12 protein-coding genes are annotated in these 15,513 nt (G+C 64.2%); 8 read left to right on the top strand and 4 right to left on the bottom strand.

The features are described 5' to 3' along the window. Positions 1-14: 14 nt before the first annotated feature. Both GWQ44_RS13700 and msrA read left to right on the top strand, forming a co-directional pair. A complete protein-coding gene (locus GWQ44_RS13700) occupies positions 15-2,708 on the top strand; it encodes a GGDEF and EAL domain-containing protein (protein WP_275927561.1) in 2,694 nt (897 codons plus the stop codon). Positions 2,709-2,782: 74 nt separating this feature from the next. Then, entirely contained in the window at positions 2,783-3,430 is a 648-nt protein-coding gene (gene msrA, locus GWQ44_RS13705) for a peptide-methionine (S)-S-oxide reductase MsrA (protein ID WP_016964475.1), read from the top strand. 78 nt (positions 3,431-3,508) lie between these two features. Here msrA and rlmJ read toward each other — a convergent pair whose 3' ends face one another. The 3 genes from rlmJ to eutH form a co-directional block, all read right to left on the bottom strand. Beyond that, positions 3,509-4,345 (bottom strand): 23S rRNA (adenine(2030)-N(6))-methyltransferase RlmJ, encoded by an 837-nt coding sequence (rlmJ, locus tag GWQ44_RS13710; protein WP_047301263.1) that lies wholly within the window; start codon positions 4,343-4,345, stop codon positions 3,509-3,511. 103 nt (positions 4,346-4,448) lie between these two features. Next, positions 4,449-4,805, bottom strand: a complete 357-nt coding sequence (locus GWQ44_RS13715; RefSeq protein WP_016964473.1) for a DUF1937 family protein — start codon at positions 4,803-4,805, stop codon at positions 4,449-4,451. A 37-nt stretch (positions 4,806-4,842) separates the two neighbouring features. Further along, positions 4,843-6,078, bottom strand: a complete 1,236-nt coding sequence (gene eutH, locus GWQ44_RS13720) for an ethanolamine utilization protein EutH (RefSeq protein WP_179598522.1) — start codon at positions 6,076-6,078, stop codon at positions 4,843-4,845. 383 nt (positions 6,079-6,461) lie between these two features. Here eutH and GWQ44_RS13725 point away from each other — a divergent pair, with 383 nt between their 5' ends. From GWQ44_RS13725 to GWQ44_RS13750, 6 genes are all read left to right on the top strand, one after another. Continuing rightward, positions 6,462-7,226 (top strand): DeoR/GlpR family DNA-binding transcription regulator, encoded by a 765-nt coding sequence (locus tag GWQ44_RS13725; RefSeq protein ID WP_016964724.1) that lies wholly within the window; start codon positions 6,462-6,464, stop codon positions 7,224-7,226. A 156-nt stretch (positions 7,227-7,382) separates the two neighbouring features. Beyond that, positions 7,383-8,789, top strand: coding sequence for an NAD(P)/FAD-dependent oxidoreductase (locus GWQ44_RS13730; RefSeq protein ID WP_275927562.1), 1,407 nt, complete (start codon positions 7,383-7,385; stop codon positions 8,787-8,789). Further along, on the top strand, positions 8,776-10,008 hold the full coding sequence (locus tag GWQ44_RS13735; protein ID WP_275927563.1) for an FAD-dependent oxidoreductase: 1,233 nt from the start codon (positions 8,776-8,778) through the stop codon (positions 10,006-10,008). Before GWQ44_RS13730 ends, GWQ44_RS13735 begins: the two co-directional genes overlap by 14 nt. 29 nt (positions 10,009-10,037) lie before the next feature. Next, positions 10,038-11,462 carry a glycerol kinase gene (locus GWQ44_RS13740; protein WP_199009098.1) on the top strand — a complete coding sequence of 475 codons (1,425 nt, stop codon included), beginning with the start codon at positions 10,038-10,040 and terminating at the stop codon, positions 11,460-11,462. 222 nt (positions 11,463-11,684) lie between these two features. Beyond that, entirely contained in the window at positions 11,685-12,956 is a 1,272-nt protein-coding gene (locus tag GWQ44_RS13745) for an aminotransferase class V-fold PLP-dependent enzyme (RefSeq protein WP_016964727.1), read from the top strand. A 128-nt stretch (positions 12,957-13,084) separates the two neighbouring features. Next, positions 13,085-13,582 carry a DUF2165 domain-containing protein gene (locus GWQ44_RS13750; protein ID WP_016964728.1) on the top strand — a complete coding sequence of 166 codons (498 nt, stop codon included), beginning with the start codon at positions 13,085-13,087 and terminating at the stop codon, positions 13,580-13,582. A gap of 71 nt (positions 13,583-13,653) precedes the next feature. On the opposite strand, the gene putP is transcribed toward GWQ44_RS13750, so the two are convergent. Then, positions 13,654-15,138, bottom strand: coding sequence for a sodium/proline symporter PutP (putP, locus tag GWQ44_RS13755; RefSeq protein ID WP_047301260.1), 1,485 nt, complete (start codon positions 15,136-15,138; stop codon positions 13,654-13,656). Positions 15,139-15,513 lie beyond the last annotated feature (375 nt).

The raw sequence follows: 15,513 nt of genomic DNA on the forward strand, positions 1-15,513 counted from the left end.
AAGCGAGTTTCCCCATGAAAAGCCAACCCGATGCCGCCAGCCGTATGGCGGCCGAGGTAGTGACGCAGTTGCCTGTGCCCTCGCGGCTCGGCATGTTGCGTTTCGAACGGCTGAATGAAGCAAGCTGGGCGCTGCTGTTTCTCGATCCCAATTGCGAGCGCCAGTTCGGCCTGCCCGCCGTCGAACTCTGCGCCCTGGTGGGCTCGCCCTACGCCAGCCTGATGGAACCCGAAGCGCGCTATCAATTGCACGACACCATCCAGCAACAGCTGAGCAGCAGCCCCCATTACCTGATCCGCTACACCCTGCACACCGGCCAGGGCCCCTTGAGCATCCTGGAGCTGGGAGAAGCCTACAAACAGCACAACCGGCACCTGCTGCGCGGTTACCTGCTGGTTGTCGAAGGTCTGTTCAGCAACTCCACCACCCCGCCGACCCAGGACCTGGAAACCCAGAACACCAGGCTGCAGATCGCCCTGGAACTGAACCAGCGGGCCCAGCAGGAACAGCTTCAGCACCTGGAACGGGTGCGCGCCCAGCAGGACCTGATCCTGCTGCTGACGCGCCAGCGCTACAGCAGCGGCAACTCCCTGAAGGAAGCCGCCGAACTCATCACCCGCTGCGCCTGTGATATCTACCAGATCGACTGCGCCAGCATCTGGAACCTGGAAGACCGGCAACTGGTGCCGATTGCCGCCTACCATCGCGGCCCGCAGGAATACCGCATGCCGGAGCCCATCGACGCCAGCAGCTTTCCCAACTACCTGGAAGCCCTGCACAGCTCTCGCGCCATCGATGCGCAGAACGCCATGCGCGACCCGCGCACCCGGGAGATGGCCGAAAGCCTGCGTCCGCGGGACGTCAACGCCATGCTCGACGCCAGCATCCGCATCGATGGCCAGGTGGTCGGCGTGCTCTGCCTGGAACAGACCGGCATGACCCGCGCCTGGCAGTCCGACGAGATCGCCTTCGCCGGCGAACTGGCGGACCAGTTCGCCCAGGTCATCAACAATCACAACCGACGCGCCGCCACCAGCGCCCTGCACCTGTTCCAGCGCGCCGTGGAACAGAGCGCCAACGCCTTCCTGCTGGTCAACTGCGACGGCGTGGTGGAGTACGTCAACCCCAGCTTCACCGCCATCACCCAGTACAGCACCGAAGAGGTTCACGGCCATCGCCTGTCCGAACTGCCAGCCCTGGAAAACCTCAGCGAGCTGTTGTTCGACGCCCCTTCCAGCCTGGCCAAGAGCAACAGCTGGCAAGGCGAGTTCAAGAGCCGGCGCAAGAACCTCGAGCCCTACTGGGGCCAGCTGTCGATCTCCAAGGTGTATGGCGACAATCGCGAGCTGACCCACTACATCGGCATCTACGAAGACATCACCCAGACCAAGCTCGCCCAGCAGCGCATCGAGCGCCTGGCCTACACCGACAACCTGACCAACCTGGGCAACCGCCCCGCATTCATCCGCAACCTGGATGAACGTTTCGCCCGAGACAGCGATACCCCGATCAGCCTGCTGCTGGTGGACATCGACAACTTCAAGCGGATCAACGACAGCCTCGGTCACCAGACCGGCGACAAGCTGCTGATCAGCCTGGCCCGGCGCCTGCGCAATAGCCTGAGCCCCAGCGGCAGCCTGGCGCGTTTTGCCAGCAACGAGTTCGCGGTGCTGCTGGACAACACCGACCTGGAATCCGGCCAACAGATCGCCAGCCAACTGCTGATGACCCTGGACAAGCCGATGTTCGTCGACAACCAGCTGATCAGCGTCACCGGCTCCGTGGGGCTGGCCAGCGCGCCGCTGCATGGCCGCGACCCCCAGACCCTGATGCGCAACGCCGGCCTGGCCCTGCACAAGGCCAAGGCCAACGGCAAGCACCAGGTGCAGGTGTTCACCGAGGCGCTCAACGCCGAAGCCAGCTACAAGCTGTTCGTCGAAAACAACCTGCGCCGGGCCCTGACCCAGAACGAGCTGGACGTGTTCTACCAGCCCAAGCTGTGCCTGCGCAGCGGCCGCCTGCTGGGCATGGAAGCGCTGCTGCGCTGGAACCACCCGGAAAAGGGCATGATCCGTCCGGACCAGTTCATCAGCGTGGCGGAAGAAACCGGCCTGATCATCCCCATCGGCAAGTGGATCGCCCGTCAGGCCTGCCGCATGAGCAAGCAGCTGACCGCCGCCGGCCTGGGCAACCTGCACGTGGCCATCAACCTGTCGCCCAAGCAGTTCTCCGACCCGGACCTGGTGGCCTCCATCGCCAGCATCCTCAGGGAAGAACAACTGCCGTCCTCGCTGCTGGAGCTTGAGTTGACAGAGGGCCTGCTGCTGGAAGCCACCGAGGACACCCACCAGCAGCTGGAACAGCTGAAAAAGCTCGGCCTGACCCTGGCCATGGACGACTTCGGCACCGGCTATTCGTCCCTGAGCTACCTGAAGAAATTCCCCATCGACATCATCAAGATCGATCGCAGCTTCATCCATGAAATCCCGGACAACCAGGACGACATGGAAATCACCTCGGCGGTGATCGCCATGGCCCACAACCTGAAGATCAAGGTGGTTGCCGAAGGCATCGAAACCGCGGAACAACTGGCGTTCCTGCGTCGCCATCGCTGCGACGTCGGCCAGGGCTACCTGTTCGACCGACCGATTCCCGGCACCGAGCTGATTGCCAAGCTCAAGCGCTATCCGCGCGGTCCAATTGCCTGACAGCGCTGTAACACTCGGGCAAACTGCGTGTCTATCTTCTTACCGACTCCCCAACCTGACTGGAGGACTGCCCCATGGTCTTGCGCTCGGAAATTCTGGTGAACAAAAACGTGCTTCCAACCAAAGAACAAGCTCTGCCCGGCCGCGAAACGCCCATGACCGTGCCCGAAGAACACTACGTCAACGGCAACCCGCTGCTGGGTCCGTTTCCGGGCAATGTGGAATTCGCCATCTTCGGCCTGGGCTGTTTCTGGGGCGCGGAGCGGCGCTTCTGGCAGCGCGAGGGCGTGTTCAGCACGTCCGTGGGTTATGCCGGCGGCTTCACCCCGAACCCGACCTACGAAGAAGTCTGCTCGGGCCTGACCGGCCATACCGAAGTGGTGCTGGTGGTGTATGAACCGGAAAAGGTCAGCTACCAGGAACTGCTGGCGATGTTCTGGGAACTGCACAACCCGACCCAGGGCATGCGCCAGGGCAACGACATCGGCACCCAGTACCGCTCGGTGATCTACACCACCACCCCGACCCAGCTGGAACAGGCACTGCACAGCAAGGAAGTGTTCCAGGCGGAACTGACCAAGGCCGGCCTGGGCGAGATCACCACCGAAATCGCAGAAGCGCCGACCGTCTACTTCGCCGAGGCCTATCACCAGCAATACCTGGCGAAGAACCCGGAAGGCTACTGCGGCATCGGCGGCACTGGCGTGACCTGCCCCATTTAAAGCAGCTACAAGCTGCAAGCCCCGAGCTGCAAGTGGTTCGCCGGCGACTTGCAGCTTGCCGCTTATGGCTGGTGACTGCTACTCCGCGATCAACCAGTCCATCTGCCAGCCGCCCTGGGTCTGAGCGAGTTTTTTCGACAGCCAGGGCAGCAGCTCGCGCAACTCCTCCTCCAGGCCCCACGGCGGATTGGCAATCGCCAGGCCCGAGCCGTTCAGGCTGTTGGGGGTATCCAGCGGATGCACCAGCAACTCCACCCGCAACAGCTTCGGCGCGCCGCTGCCGGCCAGGTCCTGGTAGAAGCGCCGCAGGGCGCGCTGATCCTTGACCGGGTACCAGATGGCCGCCACGGTCTGGCGCATACGGCCAATGGCTTCCTTGAGCGATGCGGCGCAGCGCTGCATCTCGTCCAGTTGCTCGAACGGCGGATCGATCAGCATCACCGCGCGCTTTTCCGCCACCGGCAGCAAGGCCCGGGCCACGTGCCAGCCTTCCCCCAGGTGCACCGCCACCCGGCGATCGCCCTTCATGTTGTCCTTGAGCAGCAGGCCATCTTCAGGATGTTTCTCGTTGAGCAGCACCCGGTCCTGGGAGCGGGTCAGGCGGCGCGCCAGCTCCGGCGACCCCGGGTAGTAACGCAGCTCGCCATCGGGGTTCATCTTGTGCAGCACCTGCATGTAGTCGGCGGTCAGCGCCGGCAGATCCTGTGCGCCCCACAAGCGGGCGATGCCTTCCAGGTACTCGCCGGTACGGCTCGCCTGATCGCCCTTGAGGTCATACAGACCGATGCCGGCGTGGCTGTCGAGGTAGGCGAACGGCTGCTCCTTGCGCGACATCAGGGCGATGAGGCGGGTCAGGGTCAGGTGTTTGAAGACGTCGGCGTGATTGCCGGCGTGGAAGGCGTGACGATAGTTCATGGTTGCTCCTGCGCAGGAGCGCAAGTTTACCTTGTGTGCAGCCTGTCGTCAGTTCACAGCAGGCCCGTACCCGGCGCAGTCGACGACGGGTACGGGGAGGCACTCAGACGAACTCGTGGCTGACCTCGGACCACAGGCTGACCCGACGTCCCGAGGATTCGAACACCTCGATCTCGCGCTTGATCCCGCCGCTGTCCTTCCAGCCTGGCAGGTCGAGCACGATCAGCTCCTCCATCATCGCCATGTACAACGCATCCACCGGAGCCCAGAGCTTGCCGATGGCGGCGTTGTCCTTGCCTTCCAGGCACAGGTTGATGGGGTGGGACATGCTCACCTGGCTGAACACCGCGTGTCCGGCCTCGAGTATCCGCGCCGCCACCTGGTTGCATTGGAGAAAACGCTCATTGATGACCGCCGGCTCGGAATGACTGTAGGGGCAGGCCAGGAAAATCTTGCGCATCGTTACCTCGAAATCATGGGTAGGAGAAGCGGGCCGTTCAGGCCCGCGCGGGTTGCAGGGCGAAAGCCGCGGCCTGCTCCTGCTCTTGCTGCTCGTAACGCTGGGCGGCCGGCACCGAGATGCGGATGGCGATTGCCACCGCCAGCAGGCCGCCGAACAGTTTGCCGATGAGGATGGGCAGGATCAGGCTCGGCTGGAAATTCGCGGTGAACGCCAGGTGATCGCCGATCAGCGCCTGGGCACAGACCCCCAGGGCCACGCACAGCACCTTGTCGCGAGCGGTCATGTGCTTGAACAGGTGATAGGTGGCGATGATGTTGGCGAACACCATGATGAAGCCCGCGGCACCGGTGCTCGACAGGTTTAGTTGGCGCCCCAGCAGCTCCATGGGCTTCTTGCAGTAGCGCTGGAACAGGTAGCAGATGGGGAAGGTGCCGGCGAGCATGATGCCGATGTAACCGGCAATCTCGATGGCCCGGAACAGCTCCTTCTCATCGGCGAACATCGGGTCGAAGCCCCAGCCGCCAAAGTTGATGCTGAAGAACTTGGTGAAGTGCTCGACGATGCTCAGGGCCAGGATCAGCTTGATCGCCGCATCCATGATCTTGCCGAACACCAGAAAGCCCCTGACCATCATCTGCGGCCGGTAGCGCAGCCCCGCCGCCAGCAGGAAGCAGAACACGAACAGCGGCGCCAGCAGCTTGAGCATGTCGACAAAGCTCAGGGACAGGTAGTACAGCGCCTCGGAGTTGGTGGAGACGATGTCCCGCACCGGCAACTGGGTCGCGGTGATGATCAGCAGCGACATCAATACCGCGAAGGGAATGCTGATCAGCCCGGCCATGGCGCCCAGGGCCAGGTACTTGTGATCCTTGCGCTCGAGCATGGTCAGCCCCACCGGGATCAGGTAGACGATGGTCGCCCCGGAGGTGTAGCCCACCAGCATGGCGGTAATCCACAGGTCACGATTGGCGGTCAGGGCATTGGCCAGCTGGTAGCCGCCCATGTCCACGGCGATGATCGACAGCGCCGCAATGGAGACGTCCGAACCCAGGGCGTTGAAGAACGGCCCCAGGGCGTGGGAAATGGCCTGCGACAGATAGGGAATCGCCACCATGATCCCGGCCTGGGCCAGGAACACCGGGCCGATGGAGTGGATACCGTTGACGAATTCCCGACCCAGGCCGCTCTCGGGCTTGATGATCGACGACAAGGCGCCGAGCACTGCGCCGAGCATGATCAGGTAAATGACGTAGTTTCCAAATTCAGCCATGTGGGTTCATCTCTCTGAGCGTCATTTATAGGGTTCCCCCGCCGGGGAGGTTCTTGTTGAGGCCAGCTGCGCTCACCCCATCGCCAGGACAGACGATGCAGGCGCCATGCAAACACAGGGCATTTCCTGTGCCACAATGTGCATTCTTTGTGGTTATTACCGATAAACTCTCAAATATCGGTCAAAAAATTCCCACTACTCTTTTCCTACCCCATCATCAACGCGGCGCCACACAGTGACCGAGGCTGATTGTGAAAACCGCAATGAAATGCTTAACTGGCTCAGCCAAGTTGACCGAATCCGCATATCGATGTGCCAAAGGTGTGCGTAAGTAACAAAAACTGCCCACTTGTGTGGCGAAGTACCACCGACGGAAACCCAGCATGCGCCCCAACGAACGACGACAGCACATTCTCGAACTCCTGCGGCAACGGGAGCGGATTTCCGTGGAGGAACTGGCGCGCATCACCGCCACGTCCCAGGAAACCATCCGCCGCGATCTCAGCGAACTGGCGGAAAGCGGCCTGGTCACCAAGTTCCACGGCGGCGCGGCGCTGCCTCCGACCGGCGAGCACGAGAACACCTTCCAGACCCGCATGAACGAACACGCCCAGGAGAAGCGCGCCATCGCCCGCTACGCCGCTGGCCTGTTCTGCGCCGGCGACAGCATCTTCATCGACACCGGCACCACCACCCTGTTCTTTGCCCGGGAGCTGGCGCAGCACACACGCCTGACGGTCATCACCAACTCCCTGCCGATTGCCGGCTGTATCGGCGAATCGGGCAACCGGGTGTTCATGATCGGTGGCGAATACCGCCCCGACTCGACCCAGAACGTCGGCACCCTGGCCCTGGAACAGATCACCCGGTTCAACGCCGAACACGCGGTGATCACCATCGGCGCCCTGAATGAAGACGGCGCCATGGACTTCTCCATCGAAGAAGCCGAAGTGGCCCGCGCCATGATTGCCCAGGCGCGCCAACTGACGGTGATCGCCGACTCCTCGAAGCTCGAACGGCGCGGCCTGTTCAAGGTCTTCCCCCTGGAACGCATCGACCGCCTGGTGATCGATCGCCAGCCCGGCCCGCAGCTGCTGGCGGCGCTGGAAAAGGCCAAGGTGCAGGTTCACCTGGTGCCGCAGGCCTGAATTGCAGCAACGAATGCACGGCTTTATCAGTCAAAAAACACACAACTTAATGACCGATAAATGACCGAATAACAAATAAAAACAACAAGACTGGCCCGTATTGTGCTTTGCTTGCAGCACCGCTCTTGGGTGTTACTGCAGGAAACAGGCATTTATATGACCGAACTTTATCCGAACAATGTGACTTTCGACGTGGCCATAGTCGGTGGCGGCGTCGTCGGTTGCGCCATGGCCCGGCGCTTCGCCCTGGAAGGCGCGCGGGTGGTGCTGCTGGAAAAGGGCAGCGACATTCTCTCCGGAGCCAGCAAGGCCAACAGCGCCATCCTGCATACCGGCTTCGATGCCCCCAGCGCCAGCCTGGAACTGCAATGCATGCAGGCCGGGTACCAGGAGTACCTGGACATCCACTCGAAGATGAACCTGCCCCTGCTCAAGAGCGGAGCCCTGGTGGTGGCCTGGAATACCGAGGATCAGGCCAGACTGCCCGGCATCCTCGCCCAGGCCCGGGCCAATGGCGTGGACAACGCGCGCCTGCTGGAACGGGGCGAGATCCTGGCCCTGGAGCCCCAGCTGGCCAATCACGCCTGCGGCGCGGTACTGGTGCCCGACGAGCACCTGATCGACCCCTGGTCCGCCCCGCTTGGCTACCTGCAACAGGCCATGGCCCATGGCGCCCGGGTGCAGTTGCGGTGCGAGGTGGAGCAAGGCCAGTTCGACGGTGAACGCTGGCGCCTCGACACCAACCAGGGCAGCCTGCACGCCGCCCAGTTGATCAACTGCGCCGGGCTGTTCGGCGACACCCTGGAGCACAACCTGCTGGGCCACAGCGAATTTCGCATCATGCCGCGCAAGGGCCAGTTCGTGGTCTTCGACAAGGCCGCGGCCAAGCTCCTGCAGCGCATCGTCCTGCCGGTGCCCAACGAACGCACCAAAGGCATCGTCCTGACCCGCACGGTCTACGGCAACCTGCTGGTCGGCCCCACCGCCGAAGAGCAGGACGACCGGATTCACGCCGGCCTCGACGGGGCCACCCTGCAAAGCCTGATCGATGCCGCCGTGGAGCGCATCCCGGCCCTGGCCGGCGTCCCGGTGACCGCCACCTACGCCGGGCTGCGCCCCGCCAGCGAAAAGAAGGAGTACCGGATCCGCGCCGATCATGCCCGACACTGGATCACCGTCGGCGGCATCCGCTCCACCGGGCTCACCGCGGCCCTGGGCATTGCCCGGCATGTCTACCAGCTGTACAGCCAGCGCTGCCAGCACGCTCAGGTGGAGCAACCGAGCTGGCCGCAGATGCCCAATCTCGCCGAGCACTTGCCCCGCGACTGGCAACGACCCGGCTACGGCGAGATCGTCTGCCATTGCGAACTGGTGACCCGCCGCGAGATCGAGAGCGCCCTGAGCAGCCCCCTGCCCCCTGGCGATATCGGCGGGCTCAAGCGCCGCACCCGGGCCTGCATGGGCCGCTGCCAGGGTTTCTATTGCTCGGCCCAGGTCGCCGAACTCAGTGCCAGCCATCTGGCCATCCCTCTTGCCACAGGTCGTTGCCATGCACAGCACTGAACAGATTCAGGCCGAAGTGGCCATTATCGGCAGCGGACCCGCAGGCCTTGCCGCGGCCATCGAACTGCGCCGCCAGGGCATCGGCCCGGTGCTCGTCATCGAGCGGGAAAGCGAAGCCGGCGGCATTCCCCGGCACTGTGCCCATCCGCCGTTCGGCATGGGCGAGTACCAGCGCATTCTCAGCGGCCCGGCCTATGCCCGGCGCAATGTCCAGGCGGCGCTCAAAGCTGGGGTCGTGCTGCTGCTGCGCCACACCGTGCTCAGCCTCGAACCCGCCGGCCTGCTGCGCCTGGCCAGTCCCGACGGGCCGCGGCTGGTGCAGGCGCGCAAGGTGCTGATCGCCACCGGCGCCCGGGAAACCCCGCGCTCGGCGCGCTTGCTGTCCGGGGACCGGCCGGTGGGGGTGATCAACACCGGAGCCCTGCAGAACTTCCTCTATGTGCGGCATCTCAAGCCCTTCGAACGACCGCTGATCATCGGCACCGAACTGGTCAGCCTGTCCGCCGTGCTCAGCTGTCGGCGGGCCGGCATCCGACCGGTCGCGGTACTGGAGGCCAACCAGCGCGCCACCGCCCGCTGGCCACTGACCCTGTTCCCACGTCTGCTGGGCATCCCCATGCATTTGGGCGCGCAACTGCTGGAGATCCAGGGCACCGGTCGCGTGGAGTCGGCAAAGGTACGCCTGGCCGACGACCAGGTCCGCGACATCCCCTGCGACGGCGTGCTGCTCACCGGCCAGTTCACCCCGGAGTCGAGCCTGGTGCGCCAGAGCCACCTGCAGCTGGACAGCGGTAGCGGCGGGCCGAAGATCGACCAGTACGGGCGCTGCTCGGACCCGGCCTACTTCGCCGCCGGCAACCTGCTGCGGCCGATCGAGACGGCCGGCTGGTCGTACCGTGAAGGGCGGCGCATCGGCGGCCTGATGGCACAGGCCCTGTGCGGCCAGCTACCCGCTCCCCAAGACGCGCTGACCCTCAAGTTCGCCGCCCCGATCAAGCTCGGCGTACCGGCGCAACTGGTGCGCAGCGAGCTGCCCGGCCTGCGCCACATCCAGCTGCGAGTCGGCCAGGCCGTCAGCGGCACCTTGCGGGTCCGCGCCCACGGCAAGGACCTCTGGAGCCGACCGGTGTCGGCCCTGCCGGAACGCCGCCTGCTGATCCCCCTCAAGGAACTGACGCTGCCCGGACACATCGACCAACTGGATATCTGCATCGACTAGCCCGGCCCATCCAAACAAGAGAGAACACCATGCGAATAGCCGCACTTGATCAGGGCACCACCAGCACCCGCGTACTGGTGGTGGACATGCAAGGCCGGGCCGACATCCAACTGGCTCTGCGTCATCAGCAGCATCACCCGCGTCCGGGCTGGGTCGAGCACGACCCGCTGGAACTGCTGGCCAACCTGCAACGCTGCCTGGAAGCCACCGGCCGGGTCGACGCCATCGGCCTGGCCAACCAGGGCGAAAGCTGCCTGGCCTGGGACGCCATCACCGGCGCGCCGCTGTCGCCGGTGATCGTCTGGCAGGACAACCGCACCGCCGCCCATATCGAGGAACTGCGGGCCGACGGGGCCGAGGCCCTGACCCTGGAACGGGCCGGCCTGCCCCTGGATGCCTACTTTTCCGCCAGCAAGCTGGCCTGGATCGTCCGCCATCTGCCCGAAGCACAAGCCGCCCTGAGCGCCGGCCGCCTGCGCCTGGGCACCACCGACGCCTACTTCCTCGACCGCCTGACGGGGGTCTACGCCACCGACATCACCACCGCCTCGCGCACCTCGCTGATGAACCTCGCCAGCGGCCAGTGGGACCCGGATCTCTGCGCATTGTTCGGCGTGCCCTTGCAGGCCCTGCCGCAAATCCGCGCCACGGTCGGCGACTTCGGGCGCATCGGCCAGACCCCCATCAGCGCTTCGGTGGTCGACCAGCAAGCCTCGCTCTATGGCCACGGCTGCCGCAAACCGGGGGACGCCAAGATCACCTTCGGCACCGGCGCCTTTGCCCTGACCGTCACCGGCGAGCAGATCATCCGCGCCCCGGAAAAAGGCCTGCTGGCCACCGTGGCCTGGCAGGCCGACGGCCAGCCGGTGTACGCCATGGACGGAGGTGTCTATGACGCCAGCGCCGCGGTGGAGTGGGCCGGGCGCCTGGGCCTGTTCAGTGATTTCTCGGAACTGGCAGCCTTTGATCAGCCTCCGGCGATTTCCCGCGACCTGGCCTTCGTTCCGGCCCTGTCCGGGCTGGCCTGCCCGCATTGGGACCGCAGCGCCGGGGCGGTGTGGATCGGCATGAACGCCGCCACCAGCCGCCAGGACCTGTGCCAGGCGGTACTGGAAGGCGTGGCCCTGCGCAGCGCCGAAGTGATCAGCGCCATGGACGCCCACCTCAATGTCACCGACCAGCTGTCGATCGACGGCGGGCTGGCCCGCAGCCCGTATTTCGCCCAGTTCCTGGCCGATATTCTGCAGCGCAGCATCGTCACCCAGCGTTTCGACGAGCTCACCGCCCTGGGCTGCGCCGCCCTCGCCGCCCGTGGCCTGGGCCTGGAGTTGCCGGCCCTGGACAACACCAGCACCTACTATCGGCCGCGCATCGACCCGGCCACCGCGGCCGCCTGGCGCCACACCTTCAGCGGCGCGGTCAGTCGCTCCCAGGGCTGGTCGCAACCACGCTGAAACGCTCCAGCGGCCAAGGATGGCCGCCCTGCTGCCGACACGCCCGCGCTGCCCTTGCCGATCCGCCACGCCTATTGGACACTGACGCGCCCGCCCGCCACCGAGCGGCGGGCACATCAAGCGGTTGCTGGCGACTCAGACACACGGGACCACTGACTGCTGCGCGGGCACACCACCTGCCTGGCTGTGCTCATTAATGGATTGCTACTGAGTCGAGGTTTTATGAAAGACGCAACGATTGCGCTGCACCACGGATTCAAGTCGGACCCGACCACCAAGGCCGTGGCCGTGCCTATCTATCAGAACGTCGCCTTCGAGTTCGACAACGCCCAGCACGGGGCCGACCTGTTCAACCTGGATGTGCCCGGCAACATCTATACCCGCATCATGAACCCTACCAACGATGTGCTGGAGCAGCGCATGGCGGCCCTGGAAGGCGGGATCGCCGGGCTGGCGGTGGCCGCCGGCAGCGCGGCGATCCACTACGCGATCCAGACCCTGACCCAGGCCGGCGACAACGTTGTCTCCACCCCGCAGTTGTATGGCGGCACCTACACCCTGTTCGCCCACCTGCTGCCGAGCTTCGGCGTCGAAGTGCGCTTTGCCCGGGACGATTCCCCCGAAGCCATCGCCGAGCTGATCGACGACAAGACCAAGCTGGTGTACTGCGAGAGCATCGGCAACCCGGCGGGCAACATCGTCGATATCGAGGGCCTGGCCCAGGTCGCCCACGCCCGCAACGTGCCGCTGATGGTGGACAACACCGTGGCCACGCCGATCCTGTGCAAGCCGATCCAGTTCGGCGCCGACATCGTGGTGCACTCGGTGACCAAGTACGTCGGTGGCCACGGCAACTCCCTGGGCGGGGTGATCGTCGACAGCGGCAACTTCCCCTGGGCCGAGCATCCGCAGAAATTCGCCAGCCTCAACACCCCGGAGCCGGCCTACCACGGCGTGGTCTACACCGAGAAATTCGGCCCGGCGGCCTTTATCGCCCGAGCCCGCACCGTGCCGCTGCGCAACACCGGTGCGGCGCTGGCGCCGATGAACGCCTTCCTCCTGCTGCAAGGCCTGGAAACCCTGGCCCTGCGCATGGAGCGCCACACCGACAACGCCATCAAGGTCGCGCAGTTCCTCAAGGACCATCCGCTGGTGGCCTGGGTCAGCTACGCCGGCCTGCCCGATCACCCGCACCATGAACTGGCGCGCAAGTACATGCAGGGCAAGCCGTCGGCGATCCTGTCCTTCGGCCTCAAGGGCGGCTACGCCGCGGGCGTGCGCTTCTATGACGCGCTGCAGATCTTCAAGCGCCTGGTGAACATCGGCGACGCCAAGTCCCTGGCCTGCCACCCGGCCTCCACCACCCACCGGCAGATGAACGAAGCAGAGCAGGCCAAGGCCGGGGTCAAACCGGAGATGATCCGGCTCTCGGTGGGCATCGAAGCCATCGAGGACCTGCTCGAAGACCTCGATCAGGCGCTGCGCCAGGCCTGAGCCCGCAAGCCCCGCCGCCCGAAGGTGGCGGGGCCGCGTCCCATGCATTGACTCAACCGCGTCGGCACCGGCGCGCCCTCCCCACCAATAGCCCCCAGGAACCTCTCTTACCCGCAAAGGAATCAACCATGATTGTGCGTTACGTAAAGATCACCATGACCCTGGCTGTCGCGGCCTTCGCGCTGCTGGTGGCCTACAACAACATCAGTGACTACGGCTCCAACTTCGCCTTTGTCCAGCATGTGCTGAGCATGGACAGCGTGTTCCCCGGCAACACCGCCACCGACCGCGCCGTGACCCTGCCACTGCTGTGGAATGTCGGCTACTGGCTGATCATCGGCGGCGAAGCCCTGACCGGTGTGCTGCTGGTGGTCGGGGCGCTGCGCCTGTGGCTGGCACGGCACGGCGTCGCCAGCTACTTCAACCGCTCCAAGGGCTGGGCGATTGCCGGCTTCTGCCTGGGCTTCTGCGTCTGGTTCTTCGGCTTCATGGTGGTGGGCGGAGAGTGGTTCATGATGTGGCAATCCCCGACCTGGAACGGTCAGGACGCTGCCTTCAAGTTCTACATGGCGATCCTGGGGGTGCTGATCTTCCTCAACCAGCCCGACGCCGAGCTGTACAAATGAAAACGGCCCGCTGCGGTGACGCAGCGGGCCGTTGTTCAGCGCCCTGGGGAATCAGGGCAAGGCATTCGCACTCAGTGGTTGAGCTTGAAATCCTTCTCGGCCGCTTCGAAACGCTGAACCATGCCAGCGGTCGGCGTGCCCATCTTGCTCACCAGCAGGATCGCCAGGCTGGCAAAGATGAAGCCCGGGATGATTTCGTACAGACCCAGCAGAGCGAAGTGCTTCCACAGGATCACGGTGACGGCACCGACGATGATCCCGGCCAGCGCGCCGTTGCGGGTCATGCCTTTCCACATCACCGAGATCAGCACCACAGGGCCGAAGGCGGCGCCGAAACCGGCCCAGGCGTAGCTCACCAGGCCCAGTACGCGGTTTTCCGGGTTGGCGGCCATGGCGATGGCGATCAGCGCCACCACCAGCACCATGGCGCGGCCGACCCATACCAGTTCCAGCTGCGAGGCATGCTTGCGCAGGAAGGCTTTGTAGAAGTCTTCGGTCAGGGCACTGGAGCACACCAGCAACTGGCAGCTCAGGGTACTCATCACCGCCGCCAGAATCGCCGACAGCAACACACCGGCAATCCACGGGTTGAACAGCAGCTTGGCCAGTTCGATAAACACCCGCTCAGGGTTCTCGCTCACAGGGCCGGCCACGTCCGGGTGCGCCGAGAAGTAGGCGATGCCGAAGAAGCCCACAGCCACGGTGCCGCCCAGGCACAGGATCATCCAGGTCATGGAGATGCGACGCGCGTTGGCGATCGATTTGACCGAGTCCGCGGCCATGAAGCGCGCCAGGATGTGCGGCTGACCGAAGTAGCCCAGGCCCCAGCCCATCAGCGAGATCACGCCGATGAAGGTGGTGTTCTTGAGCATGTCGAAGTTGGTCGGATCCTGGGCCTCGATGGCCAGGAAGGTGGTGTCGACGCCACCGGTGGCCAGCAGCACGATGATCGGGGTCAGCAGCAGGGCGAAGATCATCAGGGTGGCTTGTACGGTATCTGTCCAGCTCACCGCCAGGAAACCACCGACAAAGGTGTAGGCAATGGTCGCGGCCGCGCCAGCCCACAGGGCTGTCTCGTAAGGCATGCCGAAGGTGCTTTCGAACAGACGGGCGCCGGCGACGATGCCGGAGGCGCAATAGATGGTGAAGAACACCAGGATCACCACCGCGGAGATGATCCGCAGCAGGCCGCTTTTATCTTCGAAACGGCTGGAGAAGTAGTCCGGCAGAGTCAGGGCATCACCGTTGTGCTCGGTCTGCACCCGCAGGCGACCGGCCACGAACAGCCAGTTCAGGTAGGCACCGACGATCAGGCCGATGGCGATCCAGCTCTCAGACAGACCGGACATATAGATGGCGCCCGGCAGGCCCATCAGCAACCAGCCACTCATGTCGGAAGCACCGGCGGAAAGCGCGGTCACCACGCTGCCCAGGCTACGGCCGCCCAGAATGTAGTCGGAAAGGTTGTTGGTGGAGCGATAGGCCATGAAGCCGATCAGCACCATTGCTGCGATGTAGATCACGAAGGTGATCAGGGTGGGATTGCTTGCACTCATTGAGTTACGCCCTGGCTTTGTTTTTATGGTGCGGCGGTCACTGCCCGCCGACGCCAAACGATGGTATTTGGCAGACGGTCAGGCGAGCCGCGCATTTATGACTGATGTTTCCCCAGGAAAGCCATCAGCCGATGAACCACCCCGAAAAGGGGTCGGTTGCACCTTGGGCGCGAATCCTATGCAACAAAATGAACAAGGTGCAACCAATTTGCGGTGTTTAAGTTGCACCTTGTCGAATAATCGACCCCCCATGGCGCTTTTGCTCCTTTTTGGAGCAAGAAATCAATTTTTCAGAAGCAAACGCACCATCAAGATGCCGACCCAGTGATGCAGGATATTTATTCCTGACAAGCTGCCATTTTTTCCGTCCGAAAA

The sequence above is a fragment of the Pseudomonas sp. 3MA1 genome (assembly GCF_029237275.1).
GTDB lineage: Bacteria > Pseudomonadota > Gammaproteobacteria > Pseudomonadales > Pseudomonadaceae > Aquipseudomonas > Aquipseudomonas fluorescens_AP.